Raw genomic sequence first — 17,296 nt, forward strand, 5'->3', positions numbered from 1 at the left:
GGCACCGTGGAGAACTAGTGGGGCAACGCGGATCCGGCGGCGCAGAAGGAACTGCTCGCCCTGCTCGTGGATCACATCGTCGTCAAGCCGGCGCCCGGTCTTGGGAACGATGTCGGTGAGCGGTTGGCGCTGGTGTGACGGCACACCGGCTGACGTCGATACCGTCGTCCTACGTCCCCATGTTGGCGGACCGAGCAACGTGGCCCCGCCGCGCTCCCGTGCTGGCCGGCTGGCGGCGACGCCACCTATGGCTTCCTCGACCCGCGCTGTGGCACAGTGACATCGCCTCATCTCGGCGAAGGGTGCCCTGGCCACGAAGCGCCCATGGTCCAGTGCCGAGCGAAACCCCCGATAGAGGGGCAAAGGATGGTGACGAATGTCCGATTGGGCCGAGATTTCGTCGGGAGCGACAGTTCGTCTCTTCAGCACCCCTGGTGATCTTGCCTACCAGGACTTCTCCCGCCGGTTCTATGAGGTGGCCGCCGAAGCTGGCATTCCCACCGTGCCTGACCCCTTCGACGGTGACCTGGTTCCGTTCCGTCAGGCGGGGCAGGCGGCGGTGCGTGAGGTCGGCGAGGACGACAAGGCGGGTGGCGCCATGGAGGCGCTTCTCTTGATCTGCGTCTTCATCGGCACCGAGGCGGGCAGTTGGGTTGTGGGGCAGGTCTGCACCCGCCTGTGGGATCGGCTGCGGGGGGCCTTCTCCGCAGTCGGCTCCGACAGCCGGGGCGAGCTGGCGAAGCACTCCATCGTGGCGCGCACCGTGTACGGGCCTGACCAGATCGTCGTGGAGGTCGAGATGTCCTTCGACGCGGCCACCCCGCCGGAGGAGATCGGGAACGTGATCGCCGAGGTACAGCGTCGCAGTGTCGATCCCGGTCTCAGCAAGGCGATCGTTTCCTACCGTTGGGCGGCGGGAGAACTCGAAGGGCCGACCACCCGGCCCTTGCCTGAAGAATGAGCCTCTCAGACGCCGTAGTAGGAAAAACCCGCCCAGAAGTAAGGTCGGGCGTAGGGGCGCGCGGCATCCGGGAGCGTCGGCCATGGGGAGGCGACATCACCGAATCGTGAGCGTAGGTACGAGTTTTTCTCGGCGACGGTCGTGTCCCGGACAGCCTGCTGAGCCCGCCGGAGCGCGTTCCGCGGGGTGTACCCATCCGCGAGGTGGTCATAGAAGCGGGAGAACAACTCGCCGGTTCCGGCTCCGGGGACCCGCCACAACGATCCGATGACCGTGGGCACTCCGGCGTGCACGAGCCAGGCGGGAAAGCCCAGGGCCTCGTCGAGATCCGCACCGCCGATGCGCGCGGTCTCGCACGCGGACAGTACGGCCAACCGGATGCCGGTCAGGTCGATGCCGAAGAAGTCATCCAGGGTCAGCAGCTCGTCGTGGGCGCATATGAGTGCGCTTCGGTGAGGATGGGCGAGGTTCGCCGTGCCGTGGCAGGACAGGTGCGCCACCGCCGCGGTCTTGCAGCCAAGTGCTTCCACGATCGCCGCTCTGGTGGCCTGCTCGTGACGTAGCCGCATGTGAGGGCCCGGGAGCCGGTGCGCGGCCCGCGCCTCGAAGTGAGAATAGGTCAGCGGCGCCGCCGAGACGGGCGAGGGCTCGTCGACGATCAGAACCCCGGAGTCATGGGCACGCGCCGCGAGCTGGGCCGCCACGTGCAGGGTGCGTGCGTTCGGTGCGTAGGCAATGCTGAGTTCGTCCATCACCCAGCGCCGGGCCGAGGGCCGGCTCTGGTCCGCGGTCCATGCCGCGTGTAGGGGGGCCAGTCCTAGCATGCCGCAGCACACCAGGGTGATCTCGGCCTGCCGGAGTTCCAGCGACAGCGGTCCCATGACGGCGTCGTAGAGCCAGTTGGTCAGGTCGTCGAGGGCTTTCACGCGCGCTGGCTGGTCGAGGTCACCGGAGTCGAGCCAGGCGGCGACGCGTCCGCCGAGATCGCTTTCGCTCAGGTGAGGCAGGAAGATCGGGATCACGGCATCGTCCGTGACGATCAGTGCCTGGCCCTCCTTTCTGGCGGCTGCGACGTATACCAGAGGCCGGGCGGCGGATACGGTGGCCAGGTCGGCTGCCGCGTCTGCTTTCTGGAATCCGGCGCACCCGGGCACCGTCCGGATCTCTTCGATGATCTGGTCGAGCCGGTCGCGCGCCCGGTGCAGGGCGGTACGGTCAGCGATTTCGGTGCGGCGAATCCTTTCTGTCGCCGTCAGCGCGTTCAGCTGGCCGGCGGCTTGGCGATAACGCGTGGAAAGATCGTGTCTGCCAGCCGCGTCCAGGAGTGACAGGTCGGCGGATTCGGCGGTCAACCGCCTGGTGAGGAGGGTGGCTCGGCCACGTTCCAGTGTCTCGGCCGCTTCCCGGTGCCGCCCGGATCGCGCCAGTGCGTACGCACCCGCCGCGGTGACGGAGGTCATCGCACCTCGGCCGCGAGCCCCGTGGTCGTCGACGGTCTGGGCTTCGCTGATGCGGAGCATCAGGGCCAGTGCCTTGCGGTAGTAGCCGGCGGCCACGGCATGGTCGCCGCGATCGCCGTACCAGTCGCCAAGATGGGACATCGCCCGCCATGCGGACTGTGGCGCGTGCACCGCGCCGAGTTCGTAGACCTTCTCGAACACAGGACGGAACTCCGTGTCGGCGGCGTCGAGCTGCTTCAGCGTCAGTCCGAGGTTGAACCCGGCTATGGCCCGGTCGGTGTCCGTCAGTGTGGTGTTGGTGAAGCACGAACGCAGTAGGTCGATGACGTACTCGTCGGAGCCGCGGTAGATTCCGAGCTTTCGCTGCTGCCAGAGGGTGGTCGCCAGCCCGGTCCGTATCTTGTCCCGCACCGACGGCTCGTCGGCCGGGACCGCGCCGAGCGCTCGCTCCAGGACCTCCCCCGCGTCCAGCAGAGGTTGCAGGTCGGAAGAGGTCTCGTGCCTGGCGAAAAGGGCGTGCCCCAGCATGTAGAGGCGCTCCCCCAGATACGGCGAGTCGGCCGGTGTGTCGTCAACCGCCTGGTGCAGCATCGGGACCGCTTCGCCGAGCGCGGCGACATCGTCGATCATCTGGTGCCGCTCACAGAGCGTGGTGCCCAGGTTCGCTAGGTAAAGCGTGTGGTCGGGGCCGTCGGGGGTCGTGGCGACGGCTTCGCGGAGCGCGACGATCGCGGCGTCCACGTCGGCGACGCGGCCGGTGAACCGCGCCCGGTCGCGCAAACCACCGGCCCGCATGTTCAGGAGGTAATTGCGCCGCCCCCCTTCTGCGCCCTCGGCGAGATCGCTGTCGATCACGTCGAGCGCCGTCTCCAGCGTGTCGCGGCCGGGGTTGCCGAGATATGTCCTGTACGCGGAATCGCTTCTGGCCGTGGCCAGGGCATCCAGGAACGGGTTCTCCGGCATCTCCAGGCCGGCCTCGGCCATGCTCCATCGGTCCACGACGATCACGGGGCGTCCGGAGAGCCGGTTGGTCTCGGCCGCCATCAGGCGGTTTCTCTCGCGCATGGCGGTCTGCATCTCGTTCTGACGGGCTTCGGCGAGTGCCAGGTCGATGCCGACGACCTGGCACCGTTCGAGCAGCCGGATGCGTGCCTCGGTGAGCTGACCGGCCTCGTCACCGGCGCGGTCGCGCAGCGTCGCCACGGCGATGGGAGCATGGAGGAGCGGCCGCTCGCGCAGAAGCTTGCCGGCCAGGTCCAGGTCGGCGGCCAGGTACGTCGGGCCGAGGTCCGCCCAGTCCGCTTCCCATTCGGCGGCGAGGTCGTCCACCATCTGGCTGCGCTGTGCCATCCGGGCGGTGAGGCGCTCGGGGTCGCCCCCATCGGGGATCTCGACCAGTTGGTCCGGGAAGCGTGTGCCGAACGTCGCGAGGTAGGTCTTCAGCAGGTCCGCCGCCTCGGCGTCGCTCGTGGCGTTGAACGCCTGGTAGAGGCCCATGGCCATGCAGCCCTGCTCAGGCCCGCGTGTGCGGGAGGCGTGGAGGAACTGGGCCGCGAGGTCGAGCTCGTCCCGCATGTGATCGTCGACGAGGCCGGCCGGATCGGCCAGACCATGTTCCACGATCAGCATCATGGCCTCCAGCAGCTGCCAGGCGTCGTCGCTGAGTACTTCGGGATGCTCGACGAGGAGGCGGCTGCGCTCAGCGAGCGTGCTCTCCGGGTCCCACAGGTCGCCGAGCAGGTCCATGAGCCGCATGACTGCGGCGTTGCTGCCATCGTCCAGTTCGGCCTGGGCGCGTTCGTTCGCCGCGATCATTTGTACGACGTGCGCCTGGACGAAACCGAGAGCCCGTCCGGCGTGCCAGCAGCGCCGCAACAGGTAGGCCCGCATCTCGGACACGTGCGCGAACAATTCGTCGCCTTCGGTCCGCGCCGCGTCGCGTCGTTCCTCGAACTCCCGCCACCACAGCGGAGCGACGAACTCGGGAAAGGCGGCCACGAACCCCAGCATTTCCGCGCCGCTGCTGATCGACATGAGATCGTCGGCAAGCGCCATGTATCGCTCGTGTCTCGTCTCCGCCGGGACGTCCCCGAACCGGTTGATCATGCCAGCGAATTCGCGGTCAGCCCCGAGGAGCGCGTTATGAAGAACCCACAACCGATACTCGCACTGATTCCGCACGCCGTCCTCTGCGCCTTCGACCTCCTTCCTCAGCTGCTCTCGATGATTCTCGGTGACGGCGGTCAACAGTTCAGGGTGGATACGCAGGAAACGCGCCGCCCGGGCGGAAGAGGTCATCAAGCAGAATGCACGGAGCGCACCGTAAAGCCGTTCGGACTGGGCCGCCTCTATGTACTTGTACAGATCCATGCTGCAGCCCTTCCGCTTTATGCCGCTCTGCAGGCGTCATCAAAAGAATCGCAGACCACCGAGGGTGTGCCAACGATGCGCTGGACTACCGACCGACTGACGAATGCCTGCCCCGCTTCGAAACCTCGTGCGTACGGTCTGAGGTGGGATGCCTCCGGCTGAACTATGCAGCGCTGCGGGACTCGTTGATCGCTCCGCTGGGAGGATCCGTTCCGGCAGGCCGCCAGCGCCCTGCCCGACCGCCGAACCGCCGATGAGCCGGGCGACCGGCTCCCCTCGTTCGCCGGCACGCTGACGACAGACGAGATGTGGATGTGTGCGTTCCTCGGCTGGCCGCGCGAGCCGCTTCCGTTGCGTCGCCTGGACTTGTCGCGGTGCCATGGGCACGTTCAGCACGCCGGACATGCGCCGGTCCCTCTCGTGCAAACGGACCTCCATGATCCAGAAGTCCTTTGCTCAGACGTCGCGGTACATGTTCTCCATTTACAGGCATGTTCGGGCCGCTGCTCGGACACGTGTTGCAGCGTCCCCGCAGCCCTATCGGTAACACGTTTTGTGCCTTGGGGTGTTCACGAATGGGCTCGATCTCGGGCGGACGAGGGACCGAGAAGATCGCTTCCCGGGATCGATGTGATCGTTTCCCAGCCGAGGGCGTCCGCTGGTTCGACATCCCGCCTCCACGATGACGTCACGCCGAACGACGCAGAGACCTCCGCTCTCATCAGCCGCCGGCCACGATCGTGCTGGGCAGCCTCGGGCTTGCGTCCGTCCAGCCGGATGCGGTCACAGCGGTCCATGAGGTGAGCGTTCCCGTACGGTCGTGCAGAAATGGCCGCATCAACGATGGATCCGGGCACCAAGCGAATGGTGTCACCCGATCGGGCTGAGGCGAGCTGCGGTCGCGAAGAGATCGATCGCAGCCTCCTCCTGACGGCGACCCTCGGGTCAAAGATCAAGTTCGGTCGTCATGGCGCTCCGTGGTGTGCCTTCCGCCAAATGGAGGCGATGCTGGCGGACGGCTTTGGCCATGTTCCAGCCCAGGATGCCGGTCACTTTGTGGTCGGTGCCGGTCGCGGCAACGAAGCGGCCTTCGCCGGGGTTGCCCTCCAGTACGACGGTGCGAGGGCCGGCATAGCCGTACATCTGGATCTTCACGTCGTAGTGGTCGGCGCATTCTTCCAGCCGCTGATCGGCAGCAGCCAGTGATCCGAGACAAACCAGTCGATTGCCGTGCCGGATCTGGCGATGATGGAGCCATGAGGAACCGCAACCCGCGACCGCGATCCCATCGCGAGATCATGGCCGAGTTGCACGGCTCGCTGGACCGCCGCTACCGCCCGGAAGATGTCGCCGACCTGGTGCTGCTGGCGCTGGAGGGGCGGCTGACCCGACGCGAGCGTGTGGTGCTGGAGCGCGCGGCCAAGCACTCCTCGCGAAGCGCGGCGTGGTTCTCCTCCATGTCGAGCGACTACGCCCGTCCGGTGGGCGGGGCACGGCAGGTGGCGGCGGCCGCCCGGTTGTTCGGACAGTCGGCGGAGGTGGATCCGGACAATCCGGAGTCGCTGCTGGAGTTCGCCGCGAGCATGGGTCGCTCGATCCGATGGACGCCCGACCACAGTGACTTCCTAGCCGACCGACTCAACCGACGGGCCCGCGACGTGGCCGGGATGGACCTTTCCAAGCGCCAGTACAACCGGCGGTTTCGGATGCTGCGCAGGGTCTCTGCCAAGGCCGGGACACTGGCCGTTGAGCAGGACAAGCGGCACCTGCTCATGGTCGGGGTTACGGGATTCGCGGCAGAGGTGCCGCTGGAGCGGTTCGCTGCGGACACCGACGCCGCCTGCTTCGTGGCGTACTACAGCGCGCGCCGCAAGCTGCGCAGGGAGTTCAGCCTGGCCGGGCGGGAGAATCCGTTCGACGAGATCGCTTCGCTGCTGCTGGATCGGTGCACGAGCCACTCGGACTGGTGGATGATCGCTCAGGTGCGCACCAGCCCGGACGTGTTGGAGCACCTGAGCGAGCAGGAGCGGGGCCTGCTGCTCGGCCGCTGGTCGTCGGTCCTGCGGCGCAGTGCGGCCATGCTGCGCGAGCGCTGGCGGCCAGGTACCGACCGGGAGACGATGATCGTCCGGCGTGGCCACGACTCCACCACCTGGAACAACCTGGCCGTCGCCTACAACGCGGCCCGCGCGGGCTGGCTGGCCTGCCTGTCCGCGCTGAACGCCCTGGAACTGCTGGACGCGGCATGTCCCGGCAAGGTGATGCGGCTGATGGCTGCCGACCTGGCCGCCTGGCACCGTGCCACCGGCGGCGATCTCGATCCCAACACGAAGGTGTGGGCAACGCTACCGCCGCCGTGGGCGGTGCTTGACGGTACCGCGACCTGTACCCGCGCCGATGTCGAGTCCGCTTGCCGTCGCGTCGGCCTCGATCCTGCCTCCTCTGGCTGGACGGCGGCCGCGCCGCCGCGGGCCACGGCAGTGTTCCGGCCCACGCCGGAGCTGGTCCACGGCGTGACCATCGGGGACCCGTCATGGGCGGCGCTGCTGCGACGGGCTGGAGTCTTCAGCGGCAAGCACGTCAAACAGGAACTCGCCGCCGAAGCCCGGCACGGGCTGCAGTCCGGAGTCGTGCTCAGTGATCTGCCTGTGGAGGAGCATCCCGCATAAAAGAGGTGGCGCAAACCAGCTGGCGCCGAGCAGACTGGAGGCGGCCACGCCGTAGTTCAGTGGTAGAACGCCTGGCTCTTCTTCCAGGTGGACGCCGGTTCGAGCCCGGTCGGCGATGGGCGAGGCCTCGTTGTAGCTCAGTGGTAGAGCGCCCGGCTCGGGACCGGGTGGACGCCGGTTCGAGCCCGGTCAACGAGGCCGCCCAGCTTTGCCCTTACCGCTTCCGTCACGCCGTCCAACGAGCCAGCGAACGTTGCCGCCCAGGATCGGGTCGATCCCTCCCACACGCCGAAACTCCCAGCCCAGCAGGGCGCACGTCTGAGCGGTCACCGTGAACGCCTCCACGTCCGCCTCCGACACCCGAGCGTCGGCGCGGACGTCGATGACCACGCCGGCCTTCGAGAGGTGTTCAGGAGTGTGGTTGAACAGCGACGATGACACACGGGCAAAGATCGCTTCCCAAGATGCGCGTGATCGTTTCCCAGCCGAGCATCCGAGGTCAGCGTGCTGCGTCGGGCATACGGACCGTTATGTACGGATGTGCCTCTTCCAGCCACTCGCTGGTCAGCCTTGCTCCAGTGGTCTGCTCGATGACCGCGAGCCAGGCGGCGATCCAGTCGTAGTCCTCGTCGCGTTCCTCGAACTCGACGAAGAAGTCTGTCATCGCCTGCAGCTCAGGCCATTGGCCGATGCCGGGATAGTCTTCCGGGGTCCCGGGGAAGAACGCGTCGATCGCCAAGATGAGCTCGCCCCCGGCTGCGAAGCTCAGCCGATTGTGGAGGTTGACGTTCCACCAAGCGCTGTAGACCCGAGCACCCTGACTGAGCCGCTGCAGCACGGAAGGGACTGATCCGAGGTAGTCGATCTCCAGGAGCATGGCGGCGGGACCGCACCAGTCGATGAGCACGGGATAGGCGTCCTCAGTAGGAGGCCCGGCGGCCCTGAATGATGTCGGCTCATGAAGCTGGTATGGCGTGCCCCCGCTGAGCCGGACGGCGATCTCGTCGAGTTTGACTGCACGTCCGCTGTCCGGCACCACTACCGACCAGCACATGGCCACGTCCAGCCAAGGGTGGCTGGAACGGAGTTGCCGGTAGTGCTCGCGCAAGCCGGTGATCGGCGGTTCTCCAGTGTTCACACATGGTCCCTTCGCTCGGTCGGACGGATCGTCGAGATCCTCGCAGGAACCGCATGCAACTGGTAGATCGTCGCTTTGTTGGTGAGGCCCTGTCGGATCTTGCAGACTTTGGGGTCAGCGATGCCATTGCCGCCTACAGTGTGGAGTTGCATCTATGCGTTGAGTGATGGCGGCCGGCGTGTCGAACGTGGCCTGGCCGAAGGTAACGGTGGCGGCGTCCTGGGAGGGGTCCCGCGCCACGTAGGTGAACAGGTGCGCTAGACGGCGGTGGGTGTAGTCGGCCGCGCCGTCGTAGGCGACGCGCGGTGTGTCTCCGGGTTCTCGCGCCACAGACATGCGGTGACACACAAGCGCGCACCAGGGCTAGTATCTAGGCGGCAGTTGCTGCTGCCTCCGCCAGCACGGTGCGGCCCGGACCCGTACGGTGCGCCAGCAGCGGGAAAGAGGCGAACGCCTTGTCAGCTTCATGCAGACCACTCTTTTCTGCCGGTGCGCCGGTCCGGGCAGCCGTACCGCAGATTGGCACTACATGCCCAAGAACAAGCCCGCCTGCTGGCGGCAGGAGTACACGGGCGAACCCTACGAAGCAGCTCTGGAATGGTATCGGCGTAATGGCCTGCACCGCGGCCTTGTCCCGGACGCTGAAGATCCGTCCCAGCAGAGCCTCGAAGCCGCTGTCCTCGTCACCCTCGCTCGTTCCGTGTCCCCACCGGCGTTACCTCCCCCCGCAGGGTCGATGTTCGGTCTGAGCGGCGTCACGCCCGACGTCGATGCGTTGACGCTCTGGCCCGCCCCCGGACAACTGCCCAATCGTCTCGCTCGGCTGCTGTCCGCCCGCTCGTCCAAAGGCGTGGTCGGCGCGCCAGGGCTTCGCGCCCACGTTGGCCGCCGCAGCGGTCGGCTGATGGTAGGGCGCATCAGCGGAGGTCGCGTGATCGCGATCAGGGCCACGCCCCGTGAGGCGCACGAAGCGCTGGACGAGGCTCGATCTCTCGCACTCCAGGCAGGTCTGGAGCCGCCCTGGGATCGTCAGCACCAGTCCGCTGAGGAGGCCTCTGCATGGCAACGCCTCGCCTCGACGCTTCCCCGCGAGGATTGGCCGGCATGGAGCCGGGGACTTCGCCGGATCGGACTGCTGTTTCGGGACACCGGACTGCTACCAGCATGGACCAGCCGGCCCCCCACACCTGAGGAGGTCACCGGCGCCAAGCCGGATCGGCTCAGGCCGAGACCGGTCGGTGGCCAGCAGCACGTCCTCCACGGTGTGGTCGCAATGACCTCCGCTGACGACAAGGGCGGCCTGGGCGTCACCACCGCCGCGATGGCCCTCAGCCTGCTCGCCGGCTTCCTCGATGATCGTCGCATCCACGTGGTGGCCGATGCCGCCTACCACGGCAAACCACTGCGCACTCTACCCACAACCGTGTCATGGACCTCCCGCATCCCACGCAACGCCGCCCTCTATGGGCTGCCACCCGCCCCGGCCGGTAAGCAAGCGGCGCGGCCCCTCACCAAGGGCGAGCGGCTCGGCCAGGTCGCCGAACTGGCCGCCGCCCGCTCCTGGACGATCCACCGGCTGCGCCTGCACCACAAGCAGCCCACCATCCGCGTGGCCGAGGTCCTGTTGAGACCGCGACACGCCGCGCGCCCTCATCATCGAGACGCTGGAGTACACGGCCGCGGCCCTGATCGCCCGTACCGGAACCGGGCGGCGTATTCCGCGTCCGCTTACGGATCCGGCACTGTACAGGGCCCAGGAATGAGGTCAGCGGGAAACGATGCCGAGTTCGGCGAGCAGCCGCCAGACATCCGTCGAGGGAACTCGATCGAGCACCTTACAGTCGGGCCCATGTCCCTTCTTGGCGGTGCAGACCATGCTCGGACAGTTACCGATCAGAGACTTCGCCCGATTCGTGGCATCGGCTTCGTTACCGTACAGCGCCGTCAGGCGAGGGGCGTCGAGACGCTTGTCGAAGTCATGGAAGGTACGGTGGGCGGCTCTCAGGCGGTCCTGAACGCCCTTCGATGTCTGAGCACCGGACAGTCGTGCCGCGAAGTGGAGCAGCAACCAGAGCTCGAAGCATGGGTGGGAGAAGGCGACGTGCACGCCCGCTGCCTCGGCCCGTGCGTAGGATTCCTCGACTCTGCTGTGATCGTCCCTGTCGAAGAACGCCCACACCTGCTCGCGCCGTGGATCGTCTATCTCGCCGAGCTTCTCCAGAGCCCAGCTCACCACCTCGTGAGGCTTCAGCCCCTTGCGCTTCCACAGGACATGGATCTCGAAGGCCGGTGGATCGCCGCCGAAGCGCTCCTCCAGGAAGCCCAGATAGTCGCGCTCGGTGCTCTCTCCTTCCACCACCGCATAGATGACCTTGCGCTTGCGGCCTTCGGTCACCACGCGTGGTACCCGGGCGCCTCCGGTGGGCGGGCCCTTCCTTCGTACCCTGCTCACACGCCGCCCCCGGCCGAACGCCTTTCTACCTCCAACGCCATGCCGCCGAGCCCGATGCGAGGCACACCGCCATATCGGCCGCGCAGGTATCCGCGTTCGAGACTCTCGTCCGCCCGAACGCCCACGGCCGTGAGCGGATAGAGCTCGGACTCGCCGGTCTTCCGCTTCTCGGTGATCCACACCTGCTCACGGTCCAGAGGGCGTTCGACATGCGCCTTGCTCAGCAAGGTCACATCGTGCCCGGTGAAGACGAGCTGCGCCCCCCGCGGGTTGGCAACGGGATCTTCGAAAAGCCGGACGACCTCCGCGACCAGCAACGGATGAAGGCTGGAGTCGAGCTCGTCGACGAGCAACATCGCTCCGTCGTCGAGCGCTTCGAGGAGCGGCCCAAGGAACACGAACCAGGCAAGAGTGCCGAAGGACTCCTGCTGATGCATATCGAACGGGACCGGGCCGTCCTTGCCGAGGTGGATGAGGGAAACCTCGGGCGTTTCCTCTCCCCGGTCGTGGACCTCGAGCCCGACGACACCCAAGTCGGCGACGGCCAGCAGGCCTTTGACACGCTGGTGGAACCCGGGTTTCAGCAGCTCCCATCTCATGTGCGCGTCACGCTGTCGCAGATCGTCGCCCGGCTTGACCAGCCAGAGATTGTGCTTGAACCAGTCATGCAACGGCGCCAGTTGTCTCATCTGAAGCGATCCCGCCGCGGTGAGGAACAGGGCATTGGGCCTGGTGTAGTCGATCAGAGGCCGTTTGGCGCCCTTCAGCCAATCGCTGGGAAACCGGTATTCCGGCTGCCCTCGCTCGGGCCGCTCGGCATCCCGTTCAAACCAGACCTGCCGCCGGCGGCTTCCGTGCGGGTACACGTGCAGCCATTCCGTCTCCACGCGTACATCGGACACTTCAAAGCCGTAGACGTACCTGTCATCGCCGATGACCACGTCCACCTCGAACAGGGATGCTTCGTTGGCCGCCTCGCGCTCCAGTGCGAAAGGCCGCCTCGGCACGCCTTCGGCGCGGACCCAGTCGGCCACCGAATCGAGCACCGCGTGCCGCATCCACCGCATGGCGTCCAGCACGTTGGTCTTTCCTGAGGCGTTTGCGCCAAAAATGGCGGCTACTGGGGAGATGCGCAGCCCTCCGGCGGCACGTGCGGCGCGGTCACTTCCGTCCGGGGCGAGCAGCGACAGCTCGAGTTCCCCACGAAACGACAGGACGTTCGCGGCCCGGAATCCCACAAGCATGGCGCGCCCCCAGCAAAGACAGGAAGGAGATCCCTATTTTACGTCGCCTCTGACGGAAAATTCACGAAGATGGCATCGAGATACCCGTAGATGCTTGATCGTTTATTTGAGTCATCCAGAGTGCACGCCGGCGTAGACCCAGCGGCCGTCGACGCGGACGAAGCGGCTGTGCTCCTCCATCTCCCCCGGCCGCCCGCGTTCGACGTAGTGGGCGCGGAAGCGGACCGTGCCCTCGGTGTGCACGACGCTGCCGCCCGTGGTCTCCAGGACCTCCAGCCGTACCCAGCGCATCCGCTTGTCCAGGTCCAGGTGGGCGGGGCGGGAGGACGGGTGCCAGGTGCGCAGCAGGTAGGCCGCGTCGCCCATCGCGAACGCGCTGAAGCGGGACCGCATGAGCTGCTCGGCCGTCGTGGCCACCGCCTCACCACGGTGCAGCCTGCCGCAGCAGTCCTGGTAGGAGGCGGGCAGGCCGCACGGGCATGATCGAGGAGGCATGCGCTCTATTGTGCCCCCAAGTGGCCGGCGAGGCCGGTCAGCGTCGGGCCGAGCGGGGCGTCCAAGGCGAGCGTGGCGTGGGTGTCGCCGCCGGTCGGGCCCTGGTTGACGATGGCGATGGGGATGCCGAGGGCGGCCGCCCTGGCGACGAAACGAAGTCCCGACTTGATCACGAGCGAGGAGCCGAGCACCAGCAGGGCCCGGGCGGCCGTCACGGTCGCGAAGCACTCCTCGACGCGCGGGCGTGGCACGTTCTCGCCGAAGAAGATCACGTCGGGCTTGAGCAGGCCGCCGCAGCCCGTGCAGTCCACCACCCGGAAGCCCGCGACCTGCTCGTCCGTCAGCACGGCGTCGCCGTCGGGGTTGATCAGGCCGGTGGCCGCCCAGTCCGGGTTGGCCTCGCGCAGGCGGTGGTCCAGCTCGGCCCGCGAGCTGCGTTCGCGGCAGGACAGGCACACGACGCGGTCGAGGCCGCCGTGCAGCTCGATCACTTGCCGCGCCCCCGCCGCCTGGTGCAGGCCGTCGACGTTCTGGGTGACGATGCCGGTGACGAGGCCGTGGCGTTCCAGGGCCGCCACGGCCTGATGACCGGCGTTGGGTCTCGCCTGGCCGATCTGGCGCCAGCCGACGTGGCTGCGGGCCCAGTAGCGGCGCCGGGCCTCCGCGCTGCCCACGAACCGCTGGTACGTCATCGGCTCGGCGCGCCTGGCCCGGCCGGTCGGCCCGCGGTAGTCGGGGATGCCCGACTCCGTGGACAGGCCGGCCCCGCTCAGTACCGCCACGCCTCCCCTGCCGACCAGGTCCGCCAGCGCGGCGGTCCCGGCGAGCGGAGCCTCCGTGGTGCTTTGTGTCACAACACCCATAGTGCCCGATTCAATCGCCGGTCTGTTCCTCCGCTTCCGCGATCCGCTCCGCGCGCCACAGGCGGCGCATCTCCGGGCAGGTCGCCAGCAGCTCGTCCAGCCGCCCCCGGCCGGCGACGCGGCCGCGGTCGAGGACGATGATCTGGTCGGCGCGTTCGAGGGCCGCCTGGCGGTGCGAGACCACCAGGACCGTCTCGGGGCCGCGGCCGGCGATCCTGTCCCACAGCAGCCGCTCGGTCTCCACGTCCAGCGCGGACGACAGGTCGTCCACGACCAGCAGGTCCGGGGTCCGGACGAGGGCGCGGGCGGCGGTGGCGCGCTGGACCTGGCCGCCGGACAGGCGCACGCCGCGCGGGCCGACGACGGTGTCCAGGCCGTCCGGCATCTCGGCCAGGTCCTCCTCGAACGCCGCCAGTTCCAGCGCCCGGCCGATCTCGGCGTCGGTGGCAGGCCAGCCGAGGAGCAGGTTCTCGCGAAGGGTCTCGGAGAACAGGCGCGGGACCTGGCCGGCGTATGCGGCCCGGCCGGGGACCAGGAAGGTGCCCGGGTCGCCGACCGGGACGCCGTTCCAGGAGATCGTCCCGCAGTCCAGGGACAGGAGGCCGAGCAGGGCTCGGACCAGGGTGGTCTTGCCGGCGCCGACCGCGCCGGTGACGACGGTGAAGGTGCCGCGTTCGAGGCACAGGTCCACGTCGCGGACGCCGCGATCTCCGTCGTGCCGGACGGTCAAGCCTCGGGACTCCAGCACCTCCAGCCGGTCCCGGTCCGATGATCGCACGGCCGCCGGCGCGGGCGGGTCGTGGTGGAGCCAGACGCCGTTGTTCCTGGACAGGTCGTCGGCGCTCTCGTGGGGTGCCATCAAGCGCGTCAGCCGTTCCGTCGCGACGGCCGCCTGGGGCAGCCGGTACAGGACCGTGCCGATCGATCGGGGCAGGGCCGTCAGCCAGCCGATGTAGCTGGTGAACAGCGCCAGGTCACCGACCGTGAACTCGCCGCCGCGCATCGCGGGCGCGGCCAGCAGCAGCACCAGCCCGATGCTGAGCTCGATGGTCGTGCCGGTGGCGGCGTCGAGCAGGTCGGTGGCGAGCCGGTCCTTGACGGCGGCGTCGCGCCGCCGCCGGTTGTGCTCGCGCAGCCGCTCCAGCGCCGCCTCCTCGGCGCCGGCGGTCTTGATCGCGAGCACCCCGCCGAAGATCTCGCCGATGCAGGCCGTGACGGCCGCGCCGAGCGCCCGGGCCCGCTGGTGCAGCCGCCCGATCGCCCGCCGGAGCGCCCTGCTCAGCACCGTGATCGCGAGCATCGGCACAACCAGCACCAGCGTGATGACGGGGTCGATGGACGCCATGATCGCCAGCGCGGCGACGGCGAAGAGCGTCGTGCCGGCCAGGCTGACGCTCTCGTCGGTGAAGTCGACCGCGTCGGCCACGTCGTCGCGCATGCGGGCGACCGCCTCACCGGAGGAGTGCGGCAGCCGTGCGGCGGCAGGCCCGCGTGCGGTCAGCACCGAGCGCAGCACATTGGCCCGCAGCAGGGTGGCCGCCGCCGTCCACCAGTAGACGCCGTACGTCCACGCGATGACGATCATGATGCCGCGGGTGATCTCCACTCCCACGAAAGCCGCGCACAGCCAGAGCGACAGCGAGAGGCTCGCCGGCCGGTGCCCGCCGAGCTGGTCGAACAGCTGCTGCAGCACCAGCCCGCCGCCCAGCGGGATGACGTGGACCGGCATCCAGAGCAGCGCGCCGACGAGGTAGCGGCGCAGGTCGAAGGTGGCCAGCCGGGTGGCGACCAGCATCACCGGCTTCACCGGTCCACCCCCGCCAGGTCCAGCAGGCGGCCGTACCGGCTGCGCGGGTCGGCGGCGAGGTCGGTGCGGCGGCCGTACTCGATGATCTTGCCGTGCTCCAGCACGGCGATCTTGTCGACGCGGGACAGCGAGGAGAGCCGGTGCGCGATGATCACGCCGGTGCGGCCGTCGAGCAGCCGGTCGATGCTCTGCTCGATGCGGCGTTCGGTGGCCGGGTCGAGCCTGCTGGACGCCTCGTCGAGCACGACGACCCCGGGGTCCGCCAGGAAGGCCCGCGCGAACGCCAGCAGTTGCGCCTCGCCCGCCGACACCCCGGCAGACCCGCTGGGCAGCTCGGTGTCGAGCCCGCCGGGCAGCGTGGCCAGCCAATCCCCCAGGCCGACGCCGTCGAGGACGGCGCGCAGCCGATCGTCGCCCGGCGACGGCCGGAACAGCGTCAGGTTGTCGCGCACGCTGGCGGCGAAGAGCTGGACGTCCTGCGTGACGACGCCGATCCGGCGGCGTACGGACGCCGGGTCCGCCTCGCGCAGATCGATCCCACCGGCGGCGACCGTGCCCTCGACCGGGTCGTAGAGTCGCAGGACGAGACGGGCGAGCGTGGTCTTGCCGCTGCCCGTGCGCCCGACCAGGCCGAGCGTCTCCCCGGGGGCGAGATCGAGGGTGATGCCGGACAACACCTGCTCGTCGTCGCCTGGGTAGGCGAAGCTGACGCCGTCGAGGCGCAGGCCGAGCGCGCCACGAGCGGGCAGCGGACGCGGGCGTGCGGGATCGGCCAGTGTGCGCCGCTCGGCCAGCAGACCGCCGATGCGGGCGAGCCCGGCCAGCGCCGCCTGGTACTCCCTGATCTGGTCGATCAGCCGCTCGAACGGCGCCCGCACCATGAGCGTGTACTGGAACAGCAGCACGACCGTTCCCACCGTGAGGGCGCCCGTGGTCATGGCCCAGGCGGCCAGCCCGAGCGTGATCGCGGTGCCGGCCGCGAACGCCACCGACGTGCCCGCCAGGAGCGTGGTCCCGACGCGGGCGTCTTTGTTCTCGGCGCGGAACAGGGCGGCGCTGATCTGGTGGAAGCGGTGGACGGCGTGCTCGCCGGCGCCGTTGGCCCTGATGTCCTCGGCGCCGGCCAGCCGCTCTTCGAGGGTGCCGAACAGGGTCGCGCTCGCCGCCCGTGACCTCGCCGCCGACGGGACGGCCGCCCGCTGGGCGCGGGCCATGCCGTACCCGATCAGGACGCAGTACGCCAGCAGCGCGCAGCCGATGCGCCAGTCGACGCCGAACACGATGACCACCACTCCGGCCAGGAGCAGCACGCTGGCCACGACGTCCAGCAGGAACGCCACGACGAAGTCGGCGACGGCCACCACGTCGCCGTCCACGCGCTCGATCATCTCGCCGGGCGTGTGGCGGCCGTGGTAGGCCAGGTCCAGGCCGAGCGTGTGCCCGGCGAGCCGCTCGCGCAGCCGGTTGGTGCCGTCCCAGGCCAGCCTGCTGGCCAGCCAGGCGGTCGCCATCCTGGCGGCCTGCCCGGCGACGGCCAGCGCGAGATAGGCGAGGGCGATCAGCGTCAGGTGGCGGATGCCGGCGCCGCTGATGGCGTCGTCGACGAAGCGGCGGGTGATCTGGGGCGCCGCCAGCGGGAGCGCGGTGGCGGCGGCGATGGCCGCGGCGAGCGCGGCGGCGGGGCGGGGTCCCGGCCTGAGCAGGCGCAGGACGGTGGTGCTATGCGGTGGAATCCCCGGGTCGAACGATCTCAAGAAGCGTCATGCCCTTTGTCTCGAAGGAGTCGGCGTGCTGGGGGGACATGAACGCTTCGCGCATCTGGGGCCTCCTTGGTCGC

13 protein-coding genes and 2 tRNA genes are annotated in these 17,296 nt (G+C 68.8%); 5 read left to right on the plus strand and 10 right to left on the minus strand.

Going from position 1 to position 17,296, the window contains the following annotated elements; translation table 11 throughout:
* Nucleotides 1–376 precede the first annotated feature (376 nt).
* The gene (locus ACIBX3_RS26815) at nt 377–961 is read left to right on the plus strand and encodes a hypothetical protein (RefSeq protein ID WP_397121515.1); all 585 of its coding nucleotides are present in this window, start codon (nt 377–379) and stop codon (nt 959–961) included.
* 5 nt (nt 962–966) lie between these two features.
* Here ACIBX3_RS26815 and ACIBX3_RS26820 read toward each other — a convergent pair whose 3' ends face one another.
* Nucleotides 967–4,527, minus strand: coding sequence for a CHAT domain-containing protein (locus tag ACIBX3_RS26820; RefSeq protein WP_397121517.1), 3,561 nt, complete (start codon nt 4,525–4,527; stop codon nt 967–969).
* Between the two features lie 36 nt (nt 4,528–4,563).
* Here ACIBX3_RS26820 and ACIBX3_RS26825 point away from each other — a divergent pair, with 36 nt between their 5' ends.
* Nucleotides 4,564–4,953 carry a hypothetical protein gene (locus ACIBX3_RS26825; RefSeq protein ID WP_397121519.1) on the plus strand — a complete coding sequence of 130 codons (390 nt, stop codon included), beginning with the start codon at nt 4,564–4,566 and terminating at the stop codon, nt 4,951–4,953.
* 783 nt (nt 4,954–5,736) lie between these two features.
* Here the strand turns inward: ACIBX3_RS26825 and ACIBX3_RS26830 are convergent.
* Nucleotides 5,737–5,934: a hypothetical protein gene (locus tag ACIBX3_RS26830; RefSeq protein WP_397121760.1), complete on the minus strand. Its 198-nt coding sequence runs from the start codon at nt 5,932–5,934 to the stop codon at nt 5,737–5,739.
* Nucleotides 5,935–6,047: 113 nt separating this feature from the next.
* On the opposite strand from ACIBX3_RS26830, the gene ACIBX3_RS26835 reads away from it, so the two are divergent.
* The 3 genes from ACIBX3_RS26835 to ACIBX3_RS26845 all read left to right on the plus strand — a co-directional run bounded on the left by ACIBX3_RS26835 (nt 6,048) and on the right by ACIBX3_RS26845 (nt 7,658).
* On the plus strand, nt 6,048–7,460 hold the full coding sequence (locus ACIBX3_RS26835) for a hypothetical protein (protein WP_397121521.1): 1,413 nt from the start codon (nt 6,048–6,050) through the stop codon (nt 7,458–7,460).
* 45 nt (nt 7,461–7,505) lie between these two features.
* Nucleotides 7,506–7,579 (plus strand) — tRNA-OTHER (locus tag ACIBX3_RS26840).
* A 7-nt stretch (nt 7,580–7,586) separates the two neighbouring features.
* Nucleotides 7,587–7,658 (plus strand) — tRNA-Pro (locus ACIBX3_RS26845).
* On the opposite strand, the gene ACIBX3_RS26850 is transcribed toward ACIBX3_RS26845, so the two are convergent.
* From ACIBX3_RS26850 to ACIBX3_RS26885, 8 genes are all read right to left on the minus strand, one after another.
* Entirely contained in the window at nt 7,650–7,901 is a 252-nt protein-coding gene (locus ACIBX3_RS26850) for a hypothetical protein (protein WP_397121523.1), read from the minus strand. The genes ACIBX3_RS26845 and ACIBX3_RS26850 overlap by 9 nt on opposite strands.
* A 58-nt stretch (nt 7,902–7,959) precedes the next feature.
* Nucleotides 7,960–8,598, minus strand: a complete 639-nt coding sequence (locus ACIBX3_RS26855) for a DUF6461 domain-containing protein (RefSeq protein ID WP_397121525.1) — start codon at nt 8,596–8,598, stop codon at nt 7,960–7,962.
* 1,765 nt (nt 8,599–10,363) lie between these two features.
* Nucleotides 10,364–10,996 (minus strand): RloB family protein, encoded by a 633-nt coding sequence (locus ACIBX3_RS26860; protein WP_397121527.1) that lies wholly within the window; start codon nt 10,994–10,996, stop codon nt 10,364–10,366.
* A gap of 50 nt (nt 10,997–11,046) precedes the next feature.
* Nucleotides 11,047–12,294, minus strand: a complete 1,248-nt coding sequence (locus ACIBX3_RS26865; protein ID WP_397121529.1) for an ATP/GTP-binding protein — start codon at nt 12,292–12,294, stop codon at nt 11,047–11,049.
* 111 nt (nt 12,295–12,405) lie between these two features.
* Nucleotides 12,406–12,789, minus strand: a complete 384-nt coding sequence (locus ACIBX3_RS26870; RefSeq protein ID WP_397121531.1) for a YchJ family protein — start codon at nt 12,787–12,789, stop codon at nt 12,406–12,408.
* Between the two features lie 5 nt (nt 12,790–12,794).
* Nucleotides 12,795–13,652, minus strand: a complete 858-nt coding sequence (locus ACIBX3_RS26875; RefSeq protein WP_397121533.1) for an NAD-dependent protein deacetylase — start codon at nt 13,650–13,652, stop codon at nt 12,795–12,797.
* 10 nt (nt 13,653–13,662) lie between these two features.
* Nucleotides 13,663–15,459 carry an ABC transporter ATP-binding protein gene (locus ACIBX3_RS26880; protein WP_397121535.1) on the minus strand — a complete coding sequence of 599 codons (1,797 nt, stop codon included), beginning with the start codon at nt 15,457–15,459 and terminating at the stop codon, nt 13,663–13,665.
* Complete coding sequence (locus ACIBX3_RS26885; protein WP_397121537.1) at nt 15,456–17,213, minus strand: ABC transporter ATP-binding protein; 1,758 nt, start codon at nt 17,211–17,213, stop codon at nt 15,456–15,458. Before ACIBX3_RS26885 ends, ACIBX3_RS26880 begins: the two co-directional genes overlap by 4 nt.
* Between the last annotated feature and the right edge of the window lie 83 nt (nt 17,214–17,296).

Source organism: Nonomuraea sp. NPDC049480 (assembly GCF_044465905.1).
Taxonomy (GTDB): Bacteria; Actinomycetota; Actinomycetes; order Streptosporangiales; family Streptosporangiaceae; genus Nonomuraea.